Origin of the sequence: Corynebacterium sp. KPL2850, assembly GCF_040225855.1 — a bacterium.
GTDB lineage: Bacteria > Actinomycetota > Actinomycetes > Mycobacteriales > Mycobacteriaceae > Corynebacterium.
This window is the reverse complement of record NZ_JBEHFV010000034.1, coordinates 1-21,898: the sequence shown is the minus strand read 5'-3', so window position 1 is coordinate 21,898 and position 21,898 is coordinate 1. Positions and strand designations below refer to the sequence as shown.

At 59.8% G+C, this 21,898-nt stretch carries 20 protein-coding genes and 1 tRNA gene; 8 read left to right on the top strand and 13 right to left on the bottom strand.

Annotation, left to right across the window (positions count from 1 at the left end; all coding sequences use genetic code 11):
* From ABRP93_RS10200 to ABRP93_RS10185, 4 genes are all read right to left on the bottom strand, one after another.
* On the bottom strand, positions 1 to 497 hold a 497-nt coding region (locus tag ABRP93_RS10200; RefSeq protein ID WP_502879661.1), incomplete at its 3' end, for a transposase.
* A 449-nt stretch (positions 498 to 946) separates the two neighbouring features.
* Positions 947 to 3,034 (bottom strand): N-acetylglucosamine-specific PTS transporter subunit IIBC, encoded by a 2,088-nt coding sequence (nagE, locus tag ABRP93_RS10195; protein ID WP_284630577.1) that lies wholly within the window; start codon positions 3,032 to 3,034, stop codon positions 947 to 949.
* Between the two features lie 57 nt (positions 3,035 to 3,091).
* Entirely contained in the window at positions 3,092 to 3,856 is a 765-nt protein-coding gene (nagB, locus tag ABRP93_RS10190; RefSeq protein ID WP_005276073.1) for a glucosamine-6-phosphate deaminase, read from the bottom strand.
* A gap of 10 nt (positions 3,857 to 3,866) precedes the next feature.
* The gene (locus tag ABRP93_RS10185) at positions 3,867 to 5,042 is read right to left on the bottom strand and encodes an N-acetylglucosamine-6-phosphate deacetylase (protein WP_349887856.1); all 1,176 of its coding nucleotides are present in this window, start codon (positions 5,040 to 5,042) and stop codon (positions 3,867 to 3,869) included.
* A gap of 312 nt (positions 5,043 to 5,354) precedes the next feature.
* Between ABRP93_RS10185 and ABRP93_RS10180 the strand changes: the two genes are divergently transcribed.
* Both ABRP93_RS10180 and ABRP93_RS10175 read left to right on the top strand, forming a co-directional pair.
* Positions 5,355 to 5,663 carry a hypothetical protein gene (locus tag ABRP93_RS10180; RefSeq protein ID WP_349887855.1) on the top strand — a complete coding sequence of 103 codons (309 nt, stop codon included), beginning with the start codon at positions 5,355 to 5,357 and terminating at the stop codon, positions 5,661 to 5,663.
* A 349-nt stretch (positions 5,664 to 6,012) separates the two neighbouring features.
* Positions 6,013 to 6,615 (top strand): DUF6518 family protein, encoded by a 603-nt coding sequence (locus tag ABRP93_RS10175; RefSeq protein ID WP_349887854.1) that lies wholly within the window; start codon positions 6,013 to 6,015, stop codon positions 6,613 to 6,615.
* Here ABRP93_RS10175 and ABRP93_RS10170 read toward each other — a convergent pair.
* The 3 genes from ABRP93_RS10170 to ABRP93_RS10160 all read right to left on the bottom strand — a co-directional run bounded on the left by ABRP93_RS10170 (position 6,605) and on the right by ABRP93_RS10160 (position 9,603).
* The gene (locus ABRP93_RS10170) at positions 6,605 to 8,020 is read right to left on the bottom strand and encodes a phytoene desaturase family protein (RefSeq protein ID WP_349887853.1); all 1,416 of its coding nucleotides are present in this window, start codon (positions 8,018 to 8,020) and stop codon (positions 6,605 to 6,607) included. The two genes, ABRP93_RS10175 and ABRP93_RS10170, sit on opposite strands and share 11 nt — an antisense overlap.
* Positions 8,021 to 8,326: 306 nt before the next feature.
* Positions 8,327 to 8,974, bottom strand: coding sequence for a rhomboid family intramembrane serine protease (locus ABRP93_RS10165; protein ID WP_349852952.1), 648 nt, complete (start codon positions 8,972 to 8,974; stop codon positions 8,327 to 8,329).
* Between the two features lie 98 nt (positions 8,975 to 9,072).
* The gene (locus ABRP93_RS10160) at positions 9,073 to 9,603 is read right to left on the bottom strand and encodes a peptidylprolyl isomerase (protein ID WP_005280498.1); all 531 of its coding nucleotides are present in this window, start codon (positions 9,601 to 9,603) and stop codon (positions 9,073 to 9,075) included.
* Positions 9,604 to 9,673: 70 nt separating this feature from the next.
* Between ABRP93_RS10160 and ABRP93_RS10155 the strand changes: the two genes are divergently transcribed.
* Positions 9,674 to 10,339, top strand: coding sequence for an HAD family hydrolase (locus tag ABRP93_RS10155; RefSeq protein ID WP_349887852.1), 666 nt, complete (start codon positions 9,674 to 9,676; stop codon positions 10,337 to 10,339).
* Here ABRP93_RS10155 and ABRP93_RS10150 read toward each other — a convergent pair.
* The 3 genes from ABRP93_RS10150 to ABRP93_RS10140 all read right to left on the bottom strand — a co-directional run bounded on the left by ABRP93_RS10150 (position 10,299) and on the right by ABRP93_RS10140 (position 15,246).
* A complete protein-coding gene (locus ABRP93_RS10150; protein WP_349887851.1) occupies positions 10,299 to 11,936 on the bottom strand; it encodes a dihydroxyacetone kinase family protein in 1,638 nt (545 codons plus the stop codon). The two genes, ABRP93_RS10155 and ABRP93_RS10150, sit on opposite strands and share 41 nt — an antisense overlap.
* A 120-nt stretch (positions 11,937 to 12,056) precedes the next feature.
* Entirely contained in the window at positions 12,057 to 14,327 is a 2,271-nt protein-coding gene (gene metE, locus ABRP93_RS10145; protein WP_349887850.1) for a 5-methyltetrahydropteroyltriglutamate--homocysteine S-methyltransferase, read from the bottom strand.
* Positions 14,314 to 15,246, bottom strand: a complete 933-nt coding sequence (locus ABRP93_RS10140; RefSeq protein WP_349887849.1) for a methylenetetrahydrofolate reductase — start codon at positions 15,244 to 15,246, stop codon at positions 14,314 to 14,316. The genes metE and ABRP93_RS10140 overlap by 14 nt, the downstream gene beginning before the upstream one ends.
* Before the next feature lie 284 nt (positions 15,247 to 15,530).
* Here ABRP93_RS10140 and ABRP93_RS10135 point away from each other — a divergent pair, with 284 nt between their 5' ends.
* From ABRP93_RS10135 to ABRP93_RS10125, 3 genes are all read left to right on the top strand, one after another.
* On the top strand, positions 15,531 to 16,271 hold the full coding sequence (locus tag ABRP93_RS10135; RefSeq protein ID WP_349887848.1) for a hypothetical protein: 741 nt from the start codon (positions 15,531 to 15,533) through the stop codon (positions 16,269 to 16,271).
* Between the two features lie 119 nt (positions 16,272 to 16,390).
* Positions 16,391 to 16,594 carry a hypothetical protein gene (locus tag ABRP93_RS10130; protein ID WP_349887847.1) on the top strand — a complete coding sequence of 68 codons (204 nt, stop codon included), beginning with the start codon at positions 16,391 to 16,393 and terminating at the stop codon, positions 16,592 to 16,594.
* Between the two features lie 35 nt (positions 16,595 to 16,629).
* The gene (locus ABRP93_RS10125; RefSeq protein ID WP_349887846.1) at positions 16,630 to 17,103 is read left to right on the top strand and encodes a GNAT family N-acetyltransferase; all 474 of its coding nucleotides are present in this window, start codon (positions 16,630 to 16,632) and stop codon (positions 17,101 to 17,103) included.
* Between the two features lie 53 nt (positions 17,104 to 17,156).
* Here the strand turns inward: ABRP93_RS10125 and ABRP93_RS10120 are convergent.
* A tRNA-Ala gene (locus ABRP93_RS10120) sits at positions 17,157 to 17,229 on the bottom strand.
* A 169-nt stretch (positions 17,230 to 17,398) separates the two neighbouring features.
* On the opposite strand from ABRP93_RS10120, the gene ABRP93_RS10115 reads away from it, so the two are divergent.
* Together ABRP93_RS10115 and ABRP93_RS10110 are read left to right on the top strand one after the other, a co-directional pair.
* Positions 17,399 to 18,298 carry a polysaccharide deacetylase family protein gene (locus ABRP93_RS10115; RefSeq protein ID WP_349887845.1) on the top strand — a complete coding sequence of 300 codons (900 nt, stop codon included), beginning with the start codon at positions 17,399 to 17,401 and terminating at the stop codon, positions 18,296 to 18,298.
* On the top strand, positions 18,298 to 18,846 hold the full coding sequence (locus tag ABRP93_RS10110; RefSeq protein WP_349887844.1) for a DNA-3-methyladenine glycosylase: 549 nt from the start codon (positions 18,298 to 18,300) through the stop codon (positions 18,844 to 18,846). Before ABRP93_RS10115 ends, ABRP93_RS10110 begins: the two co-directional genes overlap by 1 nt.
* Here ABRP93_RS10110 and ABRP93_RS10105 read toward each other — a convergent pair whose 3' ends face one another.
* Together ABRP93_RS10105 and ABRP93_RS10100 are read right to left on the bottom strand one after the other, a co-directional pair.
* Entirely contained in the window at positions 18,847 to 19,332 is a 486-nt protein-coding gene (locus tag ABRP93_RS10105) for a MarR family winged helix-turn-helix transcriptional regulator (protein WP_349887843.1), read from the bottom strand. It lies immediately after the preceding gene.
* A gap of 91 nt (positions 19,333 to 19,423) precedes the next feature.
* On the bottom strand, positions 19,424 to 21,571 hold the full coding sequence (locus ABRP93_RS10100) for a copper-translocating P-type ATPase (RefSeq protein ID WP_349887842.1): 2,148 nt from the start codon (positions 21,569 to 21,571) through the stop codon (positions 19,424 to 19,426).
* Between the last annotated feature and the right edge of the window lie 327 nt (positions 21,572 to 21,898).

Here is a 21,898-nt window from a genome sequence, read left to right as displayed (position 1 = left end):
AGGACGGCATCAGTTACTGCAGAGATTGTTTCGTGGGAAATGTCTACCCGCATCGCAGTAGCCATATGGTGCTGGATATCCCGAATGGTCATTCCGCCGGCATACAAGCTGACAATCATATCGTCAACATCTGTTAGCCGCCTGGAGCCTTTGGGCATCATAGTAGGAACAAACGTGCCGTTTCTGTCTCGTGGAACATCAATGTTTACTGGCCCGTAGTTAGAATCCACGGTTTTCGGGTAGGTGCCGTTGCGGTGATTGTCTGTTTCAGCAGTAGCTTTAGCTGCTCTATCGCCGGGCTCATAGCCTAGGTGGGCATCCATTTCAGCATTCAAACCCCGGGTAATTGAGGCTTGCAACATGCCCCGAACTAGGTCGTTGGCATCCGTGGTGGACGTGCCTAGCTCATCAATCAGTTTCGCGATTTCTGGGTTAGCAAGCAGCTTCTTTTCAATCGCATCAATCTTGGCCTTATCAGCCGGATCTCGTCTCGCCATAGTAGTCATTCTGGTTCATCTCCTTATGCGGGTTAGGTTCCCACACACAAACCATTAGACACTCTCAGGTTTCCTTACCGGCATCAACTGAACCGCCCATGAAGTTGTGAAAAGCCGCTGCCGCAGGGACTCGACCACGTTAGCGCGACAGAAATTTGAAGTGCCCCGGGTTTTGTTCCTAGGACATTTCAGTGAGCTTTGTTCATCGGAGCCCACGGGGACACTGGAGACTACAAGTACACGTTAGACGCCGCCAGTAGTGCCGCCAAACACTTACGGCACTACTGGCGGAACTTCCTGCCGCTTCCCCACTAGCGCGCGGCGCCGGCACACTCTCAAAGTTCGTGCGCAAGGCGCAGCGAAATCTATCTCAACAGCGCCCCGCAGATAACCCGGACGAACTTCTAGACCTGGCCACCAGTCTCAAAGAAAAGCTGGAAGGGCAAATTCTAGTGGCCAGCCGGGCGCACACGGGCAACGGAGACGCTCTGGTCAGCGCGGCCCTCGTGTTCGATATCTACTCCAGCGATTTGCTTTGCCGTGGGGCAGACCACCGGGGTAATGAGGTTGATGCCGCGTTCGCGCAGCTTCTCAGACTCCACCGCGATGATGGGGGTGCCGGCGCGGACGACATCGCCCTTGTCCATGAGCTTGGTAAAGCCCTCGCCCTTCAATTCCACGGTATCGATGCCGATGTGAATGAGCAGGTCGAGGCCGTCTTCAGTCCGCATGCCGAAGGCATGGCCGGTCTTGAAGACCATGGTGATGGTGCCATCTACTGGGGCACAGACATCGAAGGCATCGATCTCAGTAGGAATAACGGCAAAGCCTTCGCCCACCATGCCCTGAGCAAAGGACTCATCGGGGACCTCGGAGAGCGGCACGACGGTTCCCTCGAACGGGGCGCGGAGCTCAACATCGGTCCCGATTTTCTCTGCGGGGAGAGAATCTTCGCTGGGCTTTGCCGACTTCGTAGCTACTGATGCAGAGCCAGTGCGCAGCTGGTGGTTGACCTCGTCAAACATGAACTGCACGGAGGGGCCCACGATGACCTGCACGTTCTTTTCGGAGGGATGGATGACGCCGGAAATCCCGGCGCGCTTGATAGTGGGGTCATCGACAAGCGCGCGATCCTTCACACCCACGCGCAGGCGGGTGGTGCAGTAATCCAAGGAATCGATATTGTCCTTGCCGCCGAGACCCTCGATGATGCGGGAGGCGGAAGCGGCGGTCTTATCATCGCCCGTCGCGGCATCGTCGTCTTCAGGGGCATCCTCATCATCGCCGCGGCCCGGGGTCTTCAAGTTAAACCAGCCGATGAGGTAGTAGAAGAGGACGAAGTAGAGGGCGAAGAAGATAACGCCCATAATTAGGAGCATGTACCACTTATTGGCCAGCGGGTTTTGCGAGGACAACAACATATCCACGAAACCTGCGGAGAAGCCGAATCCCGCGGTCCATTCCATTGCGGAGGCGATAAAGACCGACAGACCCGTCAGTAGCGCGTGCACCACGAAGAGCAGCGGGGCAACGAACATGAAGGAGAACTCCAGCGGCTCGGTCACGCCGGTGAAGAAGGAAGCTAGGGCGCCTGCGGCCATGAGGGAGCCGATGACCTTGCGGCGGCCCTTATCCGCGCGCAGGTACATGGCCAGGGCGGCACCTGGCAAGCCGAACATCATGATTGGGAAGAATCCGGCCTGGTAGCGTCCAACGACTCCGTCCACGGTGCACTGACCGTTTTCCCAAATACCAGGGCACTCTGCGGCGGAGGTAGCCGCGGCGGCCGCGTCGATAGTGGATTGGCCGGATTGGAAGTTACCGATGTCGTTAATACCAATAACGTCGAACCAGAACACGGAGTTCAGTGCGTGGTGCAGGCCCGTCGGAATGAGCAGGCGGTTGGCCACGCCGTAGATGCCCGCACCCGCAGCACCGAGGCCTTGGATAGAGGTACCGAAGTTGAAGAGCGCGTGGTAAATGAAGGGCCAGACGAAGTAGAGGATGGCGGAAACCACGATGGCAAAAAGCGCGGTGAGGATAGGTACGAGGCGGCGGCCAGAGAAGAAGGCCAGGAAGTCCGGCAGCTTAGTGCCATGGAAGCGGTTATAGACCATCGCCGCCATGATGCCCGCAAGGATGCCGAAAAGAACGTTGCCGTCACCGACTGCATTCCAACCTTCAGCCGCCCATTCGACGGCTTCATCGCCCGTAAGAGCCTCGGGATCTTCGATGCCGCGATAGCCGGCCACCGCATCGGGGCCCAAGAGCTTCATGAAGGTGGCATACGCCAGGAAACCGGACAGTGCGGAGGCACCATTGGAGTCTTTGGCCAGGCCAAAGGCGATGGCGACGGCGAAGATCCAGCCCAGATTATCCAGCACGGCACCGCCGGAGCTGACCAGCAGCTGCGCGACCACGTTATCCTGGCCGGCAACGCTGGCTATCCAGTAGCCAACGCCGCCGAGGATCGCCGCGACAGGCAGTACTGCCACGGCGCCCATCAGCGCCTTTCCGAGCCGCTGCAGCGGCCCCATAATATTGAGTTTCACGAGAGGAGTCCTTTCAAAGGTGTAAAGAGGTAAAAGAGGGCTTTAGTGCGGCCGGTGCTCATCCACAAAGCGGTAGTACTCGTAATCTTCCAGCTGGGAAGCCGCGTCTTCATCGAGAATCACCGTGGCCCGTGGGTGTAGCTGGAGGACCGAGGCCGGGCAGTGCGCGGACAGCGGGCCCTCCACCATGTCGCGGACCGCGCTGGATTTTTCGGTCCCAGTGGCCAGCAGCAATAGGTGGCGGGCTTCGCTGATGGTGCCGAGCCCCTGGGTTAGCGCATAGCGAGGAACACTGTCCGTGTTCTCGAAGAAGCGGGCATTATCCTGCACCGTCCGCGGGTGCAGCGTTTCCAGGCGCGTGCGCGATTGCAAGGAGCTGGAGGGTTCATTAAAGCCGATGTGCCCATTGCCACCGATGCCCAGCAGCTGGATATCGATGCCGCCAGCATGGCGAATAGCCTGGTCATAGGCGGCTGCGGCGCGGTCCGAGTCCGCGGCATCGCCCTCGGGGCTCTGCACTAACTCATCGATGAAGTCGACGTGACTGGTAAATACGCGGCGGATGGTGGAGTAATACGACTGCTCATGGGAGCGAGCCAGCCCCACGTATTCATCGAGGAGGAAGGCGCGGCTGCGAGCGAAACTCACCTCCTGGCGCTCGTAGCGGGCGGTGAGTTCTTGATACATCGCTACCGGAGTAGAACCCGTGGCCAGGCCCAAGGTGGCCCCGGCGTTGGCATAGCGGACGAAGATATCGGCGGCGGCAATAGCCACCTCTGCTGGTGTGGAACGAATGAGGATGTCCATGCAGTATTTCCTAACGTGAATCAGTATCTGTCGCGGCGGTGATGTCAATGCCATCAGCGATGACGCGCATGGGCTCGAATTGCGCATTCAGGCCCACGAGGTTGGCGCGCTTGCCGGGAGCCAAACGCCCTATGTCCTTATCCCCCAGTACGTCCGCGGCCGTGGTGGAGGTAAACCGAACCGCCTCCTCTGCGCCGTGGCGCGCGGCAAAACGCGCAAATTGCTGCGCCAAGGTGGAGGTTCCACCGGCGATGGCGCCACTGTCCACCCGCGCCACGCCATCGGTCACGGTAACGGGCAGAGAGCCCAGCTCATAGGAGCCATCGGCCATGCCGGCAGCGGCCATCGCATCGGTGACCGCAAAGGAGCGGCGGTTATAGGCCATATCCACGGTGCCATCGGCAAGATGCACGCCATCGGCAATAAGCTCTACCCCCGCATCGCCGGCTTTCGAGCCGGTGAGTAGCGCGGCCACCGTGCCGGGTGCACGGTGGTGGATCGGCGGCATGGCATTAAAAAGGTGAGTCCCGGTCACGGTGACGCCCAAGTCTTTCGCCTGCTCCATGACCCGCAGCGTGGTCTCATAATCGGCTTCGGTATGGCCCAAGCTGGCGATAATATCGTGTTCTGCGCAAACCTCAAGGAGCTCTGCAGCGGCCTGGGTTTCTGGGGCGAAGGTAATAGAACGCAGGTGACCGCGGGCGGCATCGATCACCGCGCGGAAAAAGTCTGGGTTCCCTGGCACGATGCGCGATGGATCCTGCGCGCCACATTTGGCCGCGGCGATGAACGGGCCTTCCATGTGGATGCCGGCGATGTCCCCCTCATCTGCGAGTGTGGCGAGCAGCTCCGCCCGCGCGCACAGCTCCGCTTGCGTTCCAGAAACCATGCTGGCTATCAGCGTGGTGGTGCCGTGGGCGCGATGAAAGCGCGCGGCGGTGCGGCACTGGTCATAATCACCATTGGGAAAGCTTCCGCCATTGCCGCCGTGATTGTGCAGGTCCACAAAACCTGGGACCCACAGCAAAACGTTTGGGTCACCGGATTGCCAGGCCGCGTGCGCTGCGGGGACATCACCAAACGAGATGTCTTCAATGCGCCCGCCAAAGTTCAGCGCACCAGCGCGCAGCTCGACGTTCTCGTCGATGTACAGGCCTTCTACGCGGCCCTTCGTCTGTGTCTGCATATTTCGTTCACTTTTCTGTTGTGTGGGCAGGCACCGTCCCATAAACGCGCCGATATCCCAGCGCAGCACTATGTTATAACCTATTGGTACCATAAGCCGTTGTCAATGGGGTCACTTTCAATTTTTTATGTGAGATTTTCGAGGACTATCGACTGTGATGCTCAACTTCGTTTAGGCATAGACCCGCACCAGCCACTGGACTACATTGATCTTTAGGAAGTATCGCTTGCCGATGCCACCTCTACCCTCGGCTTCTCTCGAGCAAGCGCGCAGCCAACGCCAACCATCGCGTCACGTCAGGAGAACGTAAATATGGATTTAAAACCAGAAACTATTGTTTCTAATATTTTAAGCGATATTGCGGAAGTAAATGATTGGGCCAGCATTGCTGCTGCCACCGGCGCTAATGACATAAATGCTTCCTACGCCACCCCTAACGAGGTCTTCACCATCCTCACTGCTGTTAAAAATAGTCCCGATTTGGCCCTCGGAACTGTCACAAATGAGTTCAAGGATTTCCCTGATAGCTGGTCGCCGCGTGATATAACAGACCGGATCTTTGCCTCGCCAGATCCCATCTTCTCGATGATGGATATCTTTATGCGCCCGACCAATGAATGACCTACGGAAGAATAGAGATGAGAGCTGACCACTTATCTCCTTTAAGTCACGTAACCCTTAGCACTGTGGTTGTTACTTCATGACTAGCCGTACGTGTGCATTTTGAGACATATCCATGCTCATTGCCTTGATAATCAGCCTGCTCAACTGGGCCCTCCGGTCTTGTCATTAAGCAGCTACCCTGCAAAAGCGCAGGGATAAATTCAGTGCGATCTACTGTCTAGATGACCACTAAGAGTGCTCTTCCGCGATATCGCGCATGCAATTATTATTGAAGTTATAAACGTTTCATCTGTTTCACCATTCCTCGCCTCGGACATAGCAGGATCCTCATTTCAAGGAGCACACCATGACCAGTCGTTCGCCCGCACCGCCGCGGCACCGGTCCCAGTACGTTCTCTTGGCTGGCTTAGCCGTCTCGGTGGCCTATGCCGCCGTCCATATTGCGTTTTCTGATCACGCCTTGATCGAAGGCACCGCCCCCGCGCGCCTCTCCTTGCGCAATTACCTTGGACCGGTGCTCGGCTCTGGCATGGTGTGGGCGCTATTTGCCTACCTCATGGGCAAGGCGTGCGCCCACCGGTGGAGAACGGCCTTTTTCGCAGGAGCCGGCATACTCCTGCTCATGTTGGTGGTGCACTACGGGCTGCTTTCCGCCTTTGGTATCTACGACTGGCAGACGGCGTTTTTAGCTAATGGCGCGTGGTTCCTCTTCGCCCTTATCGCCGGGCCACTTTTCGGCGTGGTGGGGGCATTTTCCCACAAGCACCGCTGGCTAGATTACGTTGCCGTACTCGGCTTCGTGCTGGAGCCATTAGTCACCGGCCTCATTCCCGGCAATAGTATTGAGCCGCAGACCACGACCACCCCTGGATATCTAGCCGCAGTAACGCTGTGGATGATCGGTGCGGTTTTCCTCTACTGCGAACGCCGCGCTCCCATTAAGGGGTAGCCACATCCCCAGCGGCCCACCAGCCGGGCATGCCATGGACGCCGGCCCCGGGCGCGGTGGAGCCCGACGCCATGAATATTCCCGGCGCGAGCCGGTGCGGGTGCGCGGAGAGGCGCGGGCGCAGCACGGACTGTAGCCCTGTCATCGCACCACCGGCAATATCGCCACCCACCAGATTGGGGTTCCAGCGCTCTAGGTCAGCCGGGCTCGTCGCGCGGGTACCCAAGATGGTATCGCGAAAGCCTGGCGCGAAGCGCTCGATCTGCCGCGCAATGAGGCCTGTCACCTCCCCCGGATAACGCTCCTCATAGCCGTGCGGCACGTGCGCGTAGGTCCACAGCACCAGCCCGCGGGATGGGTCGGCCACGTACTGTTGGCACACCATGACCAGGGGATTTTCGGGCATGCGGCACTTGCCGATGTCCCTTTCCGCCCCACCAATCTCCTCCACGCTGCCGCCCACGTGGACGGTGCCGGCTTGGCCCACGCGAGGATCGGCCCACGGCACGGGCTCGCTTAAGTGAAAGTCCACCTTGTAGACCGCGCTGCCATAGCGCCAGCGCCCCAGGGATCGCCGGGTCCGTGCAGGAAGGTCGAGCCCGCCCAGCCCGAGAACCTGACGCGGGGTGAGGTTGAGGATAAGGGCATCGGCGCGGGGCAGACTGCGCACATCGGTGATGTCGACGCCGGTGTGGATGCGGGCGTTGTGGGAGCGGAGGAGGGAAACGAGGGCATCGGCAAGCGCCTGCGTACCGCCCTCCGCCACTGGCCAGCCGCGGGTCATGCCGAGCGCACCAAAGAGCAGGCCGAATGCGGAGGTAAAAGCCCTGGTAGGCGAAGTAATGGCGTGTACCGCGCTACCAGCGAATAAGGCGCGGGCCTGCGGGGAAAAAAACGCCACCCGCGCGAGCGCGCTCGCCGGAAGCACGCCCGGCGCGCCGAATTGCGCCAGGCGCACCGGATGCTCGGGCCAGCGCACCAGCGGGGTGAGCGCGTTATTCACGTGTGCGTCGATATTGCGCACCACGTGGCCGTGCAGGCGGGTCCACGCCCGGGCATCGGTGCCGAGCCCCGCGGCGGTCTGCTCTAGGGAATTGTGAAGAATGCCCGCCGGCGCGTCCTCCAGTGGATGGGCCATGGGATAGCGCGCTTGCCGCCAGCGCAGGCCGTGCGATTCCAGATCGAGCGCGCGGAAGGCCGGGCTCGCGATGCCGAAGGGGTGACCGGCCGCGCCAAGATCGACGATGGTGCCCGGAAAGATCTCCGTCGACGATGCCGCCGCCCCACCGAGGTGGCTGGCGCGCTCATACACATCCACGCGCCAACCGGCCATGGCGAGGCGGGCCGCAGCGGTGAGCCCATTGGGCCCTGCGCCGACGATCACAGCGTGCGGTTGTTTATCCACAGTCCTCCTTGTGCAGGTCAGTGGCCCCAATCTACCTATTCGCCCACACGATGGGCACAAAGTTATCCACAGGCTGTGGAAGAAACCTGTGGAATACTTATTTCACAGACTTATCCCCACCCTGTGGATAAGTGTTTTCACGGGCTTCCACAGGTGATTTTTTGGCCCTCGATACCGCTATAACCTGTGTGATCAGGGAAAACTCCGGAAAAGCGTTCGGTAAATTACAAGAATGTGGTTATCCACAATGTGGATAACTATTGTGGATTTCTTTCGCACACCCATTCCGGTGATCAAATTCCACAGTTATCCCCAAACCCCAGCTCGCAGGGCCAATAACACAATGATGACCGCAGCGGTGAGAGCGACACCCGCCCAGCGCACGGAATTGTTTCGATGGAAGAGGAACAAGCTCAAGATGATGCCGGTGCACAACCCGCCAAGGTGGCCCCACAGGGAGACTCCCTCTGCGACGAAGGTGTAGCCCACATTGACCAATAAGAGGACGATGGGCGCGCGCAGATCCATCCCGCGTTGCCGGAAGGCGCCCACCAGCATGCCCATCAGCGCAAAGATCGCCCCGGAGGCACCTACCGTGGGCGTGCCAAAATCGAACCACAGCACCATGGCGGAAGCACCCAAACAAGAAACCAGGTACGCGGCGATGTATAGCCCGGTATCGAGGGCGCGCTCTACTTCCCTACCGATGAGCAGGAGCATCACCATATTGACCGCAAGGTGCCCGCCATCCAAGTGCATGAATTCCGAGGACAGCGCCGTAAGCGGCGCATCGGCGTACTGCGGGCCCCACAGGGCCCAGTCTTGGCTCAGCGTGGAGAGAAAGAAGGTCTCGCCCAATGTGCGAGCTTGTACCGCGGTAATTGACCACGCGATGATGCAGATCGCGGCAATGGTTGAGGTAACGGGGGCGGTTCGCAAATAATTTTTCACCATGGCGTAGAAGCTGACCCTTTGTTGGCATTCGGATAAAACTAAACGAACCCGGCACCACAGGAAGGAGTGTGGTGCCGGGCGCGGAGCGAGGAAAACGCTTAGGCGATATCGATGGACTCGATGACAACGTCCTCGTGCGGACGGTCCATGCGGTCGGTGTCGACCTTGCCAATCTTGGAAACGACTTCCTGCGAAGCCGGATCCGTAACCTCACCGAAGATGGTGTGGTGGTTGTTCAGGTGCGGGGTCGGCGCCACGGTGATGAAGAACTGGGAGCCGTTGGTGCCTGGGCCAGCATTGGCCATGGCCAGCAGGAATGGGCGGTCGAACTGCAGCTCTGGGTGGAACTCGTCCTGGAACTGGTAGCCCGGGCCACCGCGGCCGGTGCCGGTGGGGTCGCCGCCCTGAATCATGAAGTTATCGATGATGCGGTGGAAGATGGCGCCATCGTAGAACGGGCCGGACTGCTCGCCCTTTGCGTTCTGGGTGGAGTAGTCCTTTTCGCCCTTGGCCAAACCGATGAAGTTTTCAACGGTTACCGGTGCGTGGTTACCGAAGAGATCGATAACAATATCGCCGTAGTTGGTATGCATCGTTGCAGTTGCGGTCTTCTGAGTCATGCCAGCCATTGTAAAGAATTTACTTCCTCTCCGCTGTGCAAGACATAACGCTCTCAGCGATCGCGCTATCGTTATCCTTATGCTTCACGCGTTGCTCTTCGACCTCGATGACACCCTGATGGATCACACCGCCGCAGCGCGGGCCGGCGTGGATGAATGGTGCCGGCAGCGCGGGCTAAATACTGGGCAGCACCAGCGTTTTGCCGCCATTGAACGCAAGTGGTTTACCGCCTATGAGCGCGGCGAGGTATCCCACCAAGGCCAGCGCATCGCCCGTTGCCGCGAATTTTTGGGCGAGGACATGGACGATGCCGCAGCCCTTGCCGCCTACGACGGCTACTTGTCCGCCTACCAGAGCCAGTGGCGCGCCTTTGCCGATGCCCGCCCCACCCTCGAGTGGGCGCTCGCATCCGGCTTCCGGGTGGGCATCCTCACCAATGGCCAGCGCGCGATGCAGCAGGCAAAACTGGAGGCGGGAGGCCTCGCGCTTGCCGATATCCCCCTTATCCCCACCGTCGAACTCGGATACCCCAAACCGCAGCGCCAGGCCTACCTGGCCGCCTGCGAACGGCTCGATGTCACGCCCGCGGAAACGCTCATGGTGGGCGATTCACTGGAAAATGATGTGCTCGGTGCGCGCAGGGCGGGCCTGCGCGCTGTGTACCTCGATAGGTCCGGAAAGGGAGAGGGCGATGTGTCTTCCCTTAGTCAGCTGACAAGGCTTGTCCCCCAAATAGCCAGCTAACCACGAGGGCGCCGGGATCGATGACCCCCTTGCTGCGATCGCCCAGGTAGGACGCGCGTCCCTTCTTGGCGGCAATCTTTCCGGTTTCCTCCACACCCTCGCGCGCGGCCTCGTACAGGGCCTGGAGCGTGTGCTCGTCTGGACGCTCGGCGCCGATTTCTTGCGCCTTTTCCGCGGCCGGAATGAGCGCATCGAGCATGGTGCAATCCCCGCGCTGCGCGCCGCCCAGTTCTTGAATGAACTCCGCTGCGCTGCGCAAGCCTTCCGCTAAGGTATCCGCGCGGGCCATGTCGTTGAAGAAGCTGCCGAAGACCGCGCCCGAGGTTCCGCCCGCCAGGACGAGGAAGCGCTTGGCCAGGCCGGTGAAAATCTCATCATCAGCGCCGCGCAGCGGCAGTTCAATGCTTTCAAGCGCCGCCTCCATATTGGCACCGAAGTCCCCATCGCCGGCCTTGCGGTCAAGCTCGGTCAACTCCTCGATGGAGGATTGCACGCGGTCGACGAAGTCGCTTAACCACTCGTTTTCTGCGCCTTCGGAGGGCAGTTCATCCTCGAAGGTAATCCGCGCCGATTCCACCTGCTTTGCACCGCCCAAGGTATGGGGCCAGGCGGGGGCTGAAGTTGGGGCATCGATAAGCTCGAGCAGCTCATCGTCCGCCTTGAGCAGCGTGATGGATACGCCGTGCATATTGACCGCGGTAACGAAGTTGCCCACCATGGAGCGCACTACCGTAATTCCCTTCTCCGCCAGCTGCGCGGACGCCTCGCCGAAGACCAGGCTCAGCTCTAAAGGCGTGGTGCCGCCCAAACCGTTGACCAGGCACACCACTTCATCGCCGCTGCTGATGTCGAGGGCAGCCGCCAGCTTTTCCAGCACGGTAGCCACGATGGCATGGGCATTATCGATCTTTTCCGTGTGCGTGCCGGGCTCGCCGTGGATGCCCACACCGACTTCCATATGCCCGTCGTCCAAATCAAAAGTATCGCGCCCCGTGGTGGGCAAAAAGCCAGATCCCAGCGCCACGGACATGCTGCGGGAACTATCCGCGGTCCGCTCCGCTAGCTCGGTTACTTGGTCCAGGTCATCACCGCGATACGCCGCGGCACCTGCCACCTTTTCCACCAGGATCGTGGCACCGGTACCGCGCCGGCCGGGGCCCTCGCCGGTGCCTTCGGTAGCAATATCATCGGCAACCAAGACGGAACGCGTATCCACGGCCTCTGCCGCGTTGCGGGCCACGGTGAAGTTCATGACATCGCCGGTGTAGTTCTTCACAATGTGCAGCACTCCCCTGCCCTGGTCGGCCCACTGCGTGGCTTCGCTGACCTGGACCGCATTCGGGGAGGTAAACAGCAGGCCCGGGCAGGCAGCGGCGAGCATGCCTTGCCCAATGAAGCCGGCGTGCATGGGCTCGTGGCCGGATCCGCCACCGGAGATGACCGCGACCGCCGGTTTATCATCGGCCGTGCGCAGCGGGGTGCTGCGCCCGATGAAGCCCGCATCGTGCCAGGTGGCATCCGGATGCTGGGCGATGAACCCGGCCAGGGAATCAGACAGGAAGGATTCTTGGCTATTGCGAAATGCTGAGTGCTTCATAGCGCCCACGGTAATCCGGATCCGTCCAGAGCGTCATGGGTGGGTACTAGATCACGAAAACGCTATGCAGACCGGCTGCATAGCGTTTCCTTTAAGAACTTAGAATTTCGCAGATTCTATTTAGAGGGCGTTGCGCACCACATCGCGGGCTTCCACCATGTTGCGCAGGGAGGTTTCGGTCTCCTCGTAACCGCGGGTCTTCAGGCCGCAGTCCGGGTTAACCCACAGGCGATCCAGCGGCACGTTCTTGAGCGCGGCGCGGATAAGCTCTGCCATTTCCTCCACGGAAGGCACGCGCGGGGAGTGGATATCGTAGATGCCAGGTCCAATCTCAGAGTGGAAGGTCTCATCGATATCCTCCAGCAGCTCCATGCGGGAGCGCGCAGCCTCAATGGAGGTGACGTCTGCGTCCAGGCCGGCGACAGCGTCGATGATCTGGCCGAACTCCGAGTAGCACAGGTGGGTGTGGATCTGGGTGGTGGGCTTGGCCTCGAGGGCTACCAGGCGGAAGGAGCGCACTGCCCAGTCCAGGTAGGCCTTGCGGTCCTGCTCGCGCAGCGGCAGCAGCTCGCGCAGGGCTGGCTCATCGATCTGGATGATGTCGATGCCGGCTTCCTCCAGGTCACGAACCTCGTCTGCCAAGGCCACGCCCAGCTGGTCCGCGGATACGGACTGGTGCACGTCATCGCGGACGAAGGACCACGCCAGGATGGTGACCGGGCCGGTCAGCATGCCCTTGACGTGCTTTTCCGATAGCGACTGTGCAAACTTCGACCACTCGGTGGTCATGGCGGCCGGGCGGGAGATGTCACCCACAACGATTGGCGGACGGGTGCAGCGGGAACCGTAGGACTGTACCCAGCCGTTCTCGGTGGTAACGAAGCCATCGAGCAGCTCCGCGAAGTACTGCACCATGTCATTGCGCTCCGGCTCGCCGTGAACCAAGACGTCCAGGCCGAGGCGCTCCTGCAGCTCGATGACGGACTTAACCTCGTCCTTGAGGGCGGAGTTGTAGTCAGCATCAGAAAGCTCACCCTTGCGGTGCGCGGCACGCGCCTGGCGGATTTCCTTGGTCTGCGGGAAGGAACCGATGGTGGTGGTCGGCAGCTCAGACAGGCCGAGCTCCTTCTGTGCTTCCTTGCGCTCGTTGAAGGCCGGCTCGCGCTTGACCTCGCCTTCCGGCAGCTGAGAGATGCGCTCTTGCACGGCGGCGTTGTTGATGCGCTCGGACTCGGCGCGGGTGCGCACGGCGCGGTCGCTGACGCTGTAGGCCTCTTCGGCTGCCTCTGGGCCCTGTACCAGGGCGACGACTTCCTTGACCTTTTCGTTGGCGAAGGAGAACCACGGGGCGACATCGGCAGGCAGCTTGGATTCTGCCTCGACGGAGTGCGGTACGTGCTGCAAGGACACGGAGGTGGATACGGACAGATCATCGATGCTGCCGGCCAGGTCCTCGTACTTGGAGCGCAGGTCGCGCAGGTTGGCGGCCCAGACATTGCGGCCATCGACAAGGCCGGCAACGACGTGGGTGTTCAGGTTCTTGACGCGCTCGAGGTAGCCCTCATCCAGGGCCAGGGTGCCGACAGAAAGGTCAACCTGAACGGCCTCTGGCTTGAGCTCTGCGATGACATCGAGGCCCTTGCGCGCAGAGCCGTACGGGGTGGTCAGGTAGACCTGTGGGCGCTCTTCTGCACCCAGGATGGCGGAGTAAGCCTGCTTGGTATATGCAGCCAAGTCCTCATCGCTGGCGTTGGTCAGGTCTGCAACGAGGGCAGGTTCTGCCAACTGGATCCACTCCACGCCGGCCTTGTGCAGCTCCGCCAAGACCTCCTGGTAGGCGGCAACGGCATCGTCCAGGCGCTCGAGCGGGGCCTTGGCTGCACCCTCAGCCTGCTTGGACAGGGCCAACAGGGTGACCGGGCCAACGAGGTACGGGCGCACGGTGTGGCCTGCTTCCCGGGCTTCTTCTACCAGCTTGATAACGCGCTGTGGGTGTGCCTTAAAAGCGTGGTCATCAGCAATTTCCGGCACGATGTAGTGGTAGTTGGTGTCAAACCACTTGGTCATCTCCAACGGCGCGGTGTCCTTATTTCCGCGGGCCAGGGTGAACTCATCATCCAGGGTTTCACCGGCAACGGCGCCGACGGTCAGTGCGGTTTCGAGAACCTGGTCGTAATAAGCGACGTCTGCCGGGATGGCGTAGTCCTCGGTCAGGCCGAGGTCGCGCAGGCGGTTGTAGGTATCGAGACGCAGCGAGTGTGCGGCGGACTCGAAGGTCTCCGCATCGATGCGGCCGGCCCAGTAGGACTCGAGCGCGCGCTTCAACTCGCGGTTGGCGCCAATGCGGGGATAGCCCTCAATTGTCGCCTTGGGGAAATTAGCGTTGGTCATTGTCTACTCCGATTCGGGTTAGTAGGTCGTGAGTATTGTCGGGGTTGTTGTGGGTATATATATGGAGCCCGCTCGCCCCACCAGCCACGATGTCGCGGGCTAGTTCGGCGGTCAGTTCCATGCCGGTTTCGTATTCTTCTTCTGGGGTTGTCGCTGCCGCGAGCGCCGACCGCACCCTTTCGGGCACGGCGAGCCCGGACAGCTCTCCCATTCGCTCCACCCGGCGCAGGCTGGTCATGGGCATGATTCCCGGAATAAGGGGAATATGCACCCCGGCCAGTTGGGCCTTTTTGGTAAAGCGCAGGTAATCCTGGGCATCGAAGAATAGCTGGGTAATGGCGAAGTCCGCACCAAGGCGTTGCTTTTTGAGCAAGACGTCAAAATCTTCATCTTCGTTTTTAGATTCAACGTGCCCGCTGGGATAGCACGCGACTCCGACGGCCAGGCGGCCGGCGGCAAACCGCGCGGCTTGTTGCTTTTCCAATTGCCGGATGAGGCTTATCAATTCATCGGCATGCTGCGGATAGTGCTCCGGCAAGCCTTCCTCTGGCAGGTCCCCGCGCAGGGCCAGCAGGCCGCGGACACCGGCATCGACCAAGCGGTTGGTCCAGCCGATAAGTTCCGTGCGCGAACCAGCCGTGCAGGCCAGGTGCGCAAGCGGGCGCATCGAGGTAGTGCGCGAAATCCGCTCGATAAAGGCCGTCGTCCCTTCGAGCCAACCGGACCGTTTGGAACTTGTCACCGCAATATAATCCGGGTGGTAGCTTTCCAAGGTCTCCAGCAAACGGTCGATTTTGGCTTCATCGGCGTCATGGCGCGGCGGAATTACCTCGAAAGATAACGCCAAACGCTCCGGCACCATCAGTTCTTCTTCACTCATGGAATCCAACGGTGCTGACGCCGAAAATCGCGGGCTCATAGTCACCTCCTTTTCCCGATCTCAATTGCTGTCTGGAGGAAAACGTACCAAGCTGTTCAGTTTGCGGGGTAGCGCGACGCTAATGGTATTACCTTTGCAGCCCCATAAACAGCGCGGTTAGCCAAAATCGGCGTGAATATTAATCCTTCATTCTGAACCAAGCGGTCTATTTTATGGTTGATTCCACCCCTGAATCCCCCACCAAAACAGTGGTGGGGTGTCAGGCTGGCCACTATGCTGGATGGAAAGGACAAATAAATCTCATCTAAGGAGCACCTGCACCAATGAACCCCACCGCAGTGAAAATGGCGTTCAAGACCGGTTCCAATGTATTGAAGCAATTGCGCGATTACCGGCAAGAAAAGTCCCGCGAAACTTATACCGCGCTCGAAGAGGCTGCCCAGCAGATGCAAAAGGAAGACAACAGCGCCTTCGATGAGGCCCGCAAGCAGGCCGGCGCCGTTACCCAGGCCGCCCACTCCCGCCTCGAGCGCGCCCTAGAGGACTTCAATAACTACCGCGAAGACGCCGTCGATCGTTTCGATGAGGCCAAAAAGGAAGCCACCAAGAAGGCAAAGAAGGCCCGCAAGCAGGCCAAGAAGAAAGCCACCAAGGCTACAAAAAAGCAAACCAAGAAGGACAAGAAATCTTCCAAGTTCTGGACTGTTGCCGGAATCATTGCCCTGCTCGCCGCGGCAACCGGTGCGATTTACGCTTGGCTGCGCTCCAATGACAAGCCTTCTCAGACCCCACCGCGCGTGGATGACTACCGCGGCGGCACTCAGAACACCGCCCCAGAATCTACCTTGGTCTACACCTCCTCCAGCGAAGCTAAGCCCGAAAGCAACTCGGACCTCGCTGAAGAGGGTGCTGTGCGCGATGAAGAGCTCTTGGGTTCCATCGATGAACAGCTGGCCAAGCACCGCGAGGAAGAAGAGGCCGCCGCAGAGGAGGCAGACACCAGTCGCATCACCGATGACCACCAAAGTGAGGGCAAGCACCGCCTGCAGTCTGACGAGCAGTAGTTCCTTTCGCACCCCCGCCGTGGGGGTGCAATAGACGTTGCCTAGATCTCATTGCTTTGCCTAATCAAAAATCTCCTGCTTGAATTCTCTTTTTAAGGCTTTCTACAAGGAGATGAACAATGAGCTTTGAGTCTCTCACCGTCAAGCTCAAAGACGGTTCAACGTACTATTTCCCCACTGGCCCAGTAACCGATGATCCTTCCCCGCGCGTGGATAACCTCCGCTTTGCCATCGATAACGGCGCTACCTTCCGCTCCGTCGACGAATCCGGTGAAATGCGCGAATTCAACGGCGCGGACGTGCATAACTATCACTTGGCTTAACTAGCTCGCCGGATTCTTCATATATCCTGGGGATTATGGAAATTCGCGCGACACAAGAATCCGATCGCACTTATATAGCTCGCCTCAACTTTCTGACCGATACGTTCGGTGATGAACGAGGCGAGCTTTCTTCCGATTTTACCGATGATTTTTCTTTTTACGTGGAAAATTGGGAGCCCAACCAGGGAGGTTTCATCGCTTGGGAGGACCTCGTGCCCGCCGGCGGGGTGTGGCTCAATTGGGGCACCGAGGACAATCACGGTTACGGGTTCGTGGAACCGGCCATCCCAGAATTTGCCATCGCGGTAGAAAGCCGCTTTGCAGGCCAAGGCATCGCCACCGCGCTTATCGATGCCGCCATTTCCCTCGCCCGCACCCTCAAAGCGCCCGGCATTTCCCTGGCCGTCCACCCCGATAATCCGCGTGCCCAGGGGCTTTATGAACGCTTGGGTTTCGAGCACGTGGGTGTGTACGCCGAGCATTACATCATGGTCAAGCGCTTTTTATAACCCTATGCATGACTAAAGTCCGGATTCTTTGACCAGAATCCGGACTTTTCCTGTGGAGCATAGGAGAATCGAACTCCTGACCTTCTGCTTGCAAAGCAGATGCTCTACCAATTGAGCTAATGCCCCAGTGGCTTTTACTCTACTACTGCAGCCGCTCATTCCAAAAATGCCAAAGAGACCACGGCACAGTGGTTTACTTCTATCACTTTTATCACACGCGGTTTATCCCGTAATTCCCTTCGCAGTGGAGTACGCTGGTTGTTCGTGCCCATCTGTCCTCGTTCCTAGGAAAAGTATGCGTCGTCTTCTTACCTCCGCGCTCACCGTGCTCGCCACCGCTGCCCTTCCCGCCTGCGCCAATGCGCAATTCCTCGAAGGCACCCCGAAAGCCGGGTCCTCAGAACCTAATATCCAATCCGCGGTTTCTGAGATTCAGACCGATATGCAAAGCCGTATCGAGAGCACCCGCGCGCAGGCACAGGACCTTGTCTCCTCGGTAGCGCCGCAAGACGAACCGCAGAATGAAGCTGCACCCGCGCCAGATCCCCAGGACGGGGCCGCACCGCAACCCGCCCCGCAGCCACAGGCCAACGGCATCGATTGCCCGAATTGCGTGGCCCTTACCTTTGACGATGGCCCGAGCCCTTATACCAACCAGCTCTTGGATACCTTCAAGGCTAAAAACGCCCATGCCAGCTTCATGGTGCTAGCGGATCATGCCTACCAGTACCCCGAGGCGCTCCAGCGCATGCAGGCAGAAGGTCACACCATTGGCAATCACACCAAAACCCATCGCCAGCTCAACCAGTTAGCTTACGGCGATATTGCCCAAGATATCGACGCCGGCAACGCGGCGATCCGCAATGCCACCGGACAGAACCCAAAGTGGCTGCGCCCGCCCTACGGTGCCACCAATGAGACGGTTGACCAGGTAGCCAGGGATAAGGGCCTGTCGCAGGCCCTATGGAACGTGGATACCTTGGATTGGAAGATCCGCGACTCGCAGCACGTCTGCAATGCCGCCGTCCAGGATGCTAACCCAGGCTCCATCGTCTTGATGCACGATATTCACCCGACCACCGTCAACGCGGCCGAGTGCATTATCGACGGCCTGCGCGCCAAGGGCCTTGAGCCGGTTAGCCTCGATGAGCTGCTGCGTACTCCGGTAGACGGAAAGCGCTACTACTCCCGTTAATGATTGACTTTTCCCATACTGCTGATGTCGTAGCCCCGCAACTCCTTGGCTGCGTCATCACGCACGCTGGGGTGAGCATACGCCTCACGGAGGTCGAGGCCTACTTGGGCACAGACGATGCCGCCGCCCATACCTTCCGTGGGAAAACCCCACGCAATGCAGCCATGTTCGGCCCACCCGGTCGGTTGTACGTATATGCCTCTTACGGCATCCACCGCAATGTCAATATAGTGTGCGCGCCCGAAGGCGTGGGCCAAGGGTGCCTACTGCGCGGCGGTGAGGTGCTATCCGGGATCGATACTGCATTCGCGCGCCGCGGCACCAGCGACTTTCATAACCTAGCCCGCGGCCCTGGGAACCTTGGAAAAGCTCTGGGAGCAACGCTGGAAGATAACCACCTGCCAGTGCAGCTTTCCGGCCGCGACTCTGCACCGGAATGGGTGCGCGGCCCGCGCATTGGCATTTCCAAAAACCAGGATGCAGCCCTGCGGTTTTGGATTCCCTTTGATAAGACCGTCTCCGGCCGCCGCGGCTATCCCAAAAAGTAATTAATAGCGTCCGCCGTAGCGCTCATCGGCTTCGATGGCTTTGATGATGCGCTCATTAATTTGGGTCATTTGATGGATCTGCGCGCGGGTCAGGTTATCGATAACGGATCGGCGGGCCTGCTTAGCGTGGCCTGGGGCGGTTTCTACTACCTTGTCCCAGCCGCTATCGGTAAGCTGCGCCATCGTCGTTCGCCCATCATTGGGGCAAGGACGCCGCACGACCCAGCCCTGGCGCTCCAGGCGGGTGACAACTTGGCTCAGGCGGGACAGGGAGCCATTTGCGGTAATCGCAAGATCCCGCATGCGCATCTCATGATTTTCGGCCTCTGATAGCCGTGAGAGCACCGTATATTCAAAGAAGCTTAGCTTGGCATCATCGCGCAGCTGCGCGTCCAGAATATTGGTGAGCCGGACATTCACGCTCATCAGGGACATGAATGCTGCTAGTTCATCCTCTTCCAGCCAAAAGTCGTCCCGCTCGGTCATGAAGATTATTTTAGCAACTGGACTTCAATTCTAAAATAATCCCAAGTAGCCGAAGTCCCCGTACCGCTAATTCGAGCCTGGTCTGCTCCGCCTAGTGGCTGGTGGGTGCCAAGCGCGCTGGGTCCAATTCAATCCGGCGCAGCAACTGCGCGTTGAATGCCACCACGATGGTCGATAGCGACATCAATACTGCACCGGCCGCCGGGGAGAGCACGACACCGATGGGTGCGAGTACGCCTGCAGCCAAGGGCACGGCAATGATGTTGTAGCCAGATGCCCAAATAAGGTTTTGGATCATCTTGCGGTAGCTAGCGCGCGACAAGCTGATCATTGAAAGCACCGACCGTGGGTCGTCGCTGGCGAGCACCACCTCGGCGGATTCCATGGCGACATCGGTGCCGGCACCAATGGCGATGCCGACTTCCGCGCGGGCCAAGGCTGGGGCGTCGTTGACGCCATCGCCAACCATAGCCACAGCCAGGCCACGCTCTTGCAGTTCGGTGACCTTGGAGTCCTTGTCCTGCGGCAGGACTTCGGCAAAGACCTCGTCAATACCCAGTTCTTCGCCAACGGCCTCGGCGACCTGCGTGGCATCGCCAGTGATCATCGCAACCTTGACGCCCTGCTCTTGGAGCGCCTGTACGGCCGCGCGGGATTCGGGACGGATCTTGTCTTCGACCGCGAGGGCGCCGATGATCTGACCATCGTGCACGACGTGCAGGACACCTGCGCCGCGCTGGGACCACTTTTCAACCTGCGCATCGAATACCCCGGGGGTGGCAAGCTCTAGTTCGCGCAGCATATTCGGTCCACCGACGAGGACCTCTGCCCCATCGACGGTGGCCTGGATTCCCCGGCCGGCGGCCGCACTGAAATCGGAGCTGTGCAGCTGCTCCTGGGAAGCTTCCGCGTGGTCTTCGGCTGCCTTGACGATGGCGCGGGCCAACGGGTGCTCACTATCAGCCTCGGCCGCAGCGGCCACTGCTAGCAGCTGCCCCTCGCTGATGTCCTCAACGGTAGCGACACCGGTGACGGCATGAGCGCCTTCGGTCAGGGTACCCGTCTTATCGAAGAGGACGGCGTCGATGGTGCGCATGCGCTCCAACGCCATACGTTCCTTGATGAGTACCCCAGACTGTGCGGCCTGCTCGGTAGAGATCGCAATGACCAGTGGGATAGCCAAACCGAGGGCGTGGGGGCAAGCGATGACGAGCACGGTCACGGTGCGCACCACAGCATCGCTTGGGCTACCGATAATGGTCCAGACCACCGCGGTAATAAGGGCTGCGATCAGCGCGAACCAGAAGAGCAATGCTGCGGCGCGATCGGCAAGGGCTTGGGCGCGGGAGGAAGATTCCTGCGCCTCGGCGACCATGCTTTGGATGCCACCCAGGGCCGTATCCCCGCCGATGGCTTCTACCTGGACGCGGACGGTGTTATCGGTGGCTACCGTACCGGCAACCACGCGCTCACCTTTGTCGCGGAAGACGGGGCGGGACTCACCGGTGATCATGGATTCATCGAATTCGGCTGAGCCTTCAACAATGGTGCCATCGGCAGGCGCCCGGGCCCCAGCGCGGACCAGTACTATGTCATCCACCGCCAGCTCAGAGACTGGCACGGTGTGGGTCTGGCCATCGATGATCTTCTCGGCCTCGTCAGGCAAAAGTTCTGCCAAGGCATCCAAAGCGGAGGAGGCAGCGCCTAGTGCGCGCATCTCCAACCAGTGGCCCAGGAGCATAATGACGACCAAGAGGGCCAGCTCCCACCAGAAATCTAGGTCGAAGCCTCCAATCCCTAAGGTAGTGACCCATGAGGCGACGAACGCCACGGTAATAGCCATGGCGATAAGCAGCATCATCCCGGGCTGGCGGGATTTCAGTTCCGACCAGCCGCCTTGCAGGAACGGCGTGCCGCCATAGATGAAGATGATGGTGCCAAGCACCGGGGGAATCCAGGATGAACCTGCGAATTCGGGTACGCCGTAGCCGAGCAATTCTGCGACCATAGGGCTGAAGATGACGACCGGTACCGATAGCAGCAGCGACCACCAGAAGCGGCTGCGGAACATCGCCGCGTGATCGCCGTGTCCGTGGCCGTGGCCATGCCCGTGCTCGTGACCGTGGTGGTCACCGTGAGAGTGCCCTTCGTGACCGCCATGATCTGTGTGTTGCGTATGGTCCGCTTCCGCGGCCTGGTGAGCACCGGAATGCTCACCGTGTTGGTGGGAAGTACTCATGAAGTTCCTTTCTTCTCCTCCCTGCACCAAGAGGAGTCCTAGCGTCGGTGGAACACAGTGATGGTTACTCACCCCACCATATACCCCGGGGAGGTATATTTACAGGAACGAAAGGGGCCCTTTTCGCACCAGAGGCGAAGTGGAGCTGCCGAAAAGGCCTCCCCGCCTAATGGCACCGACTTGGACACACGAAAAAGTCGGCCTAAACGACAGGATGTGTTGGTGAAGTTATATGTTTAGCCGGTCTGGAGTGCTGGTATTAGGATTATTTCACTTATCCGGAGGGATAACGCAGCCTCGGACCTGAAATACCGTCGGGGGCGTGCT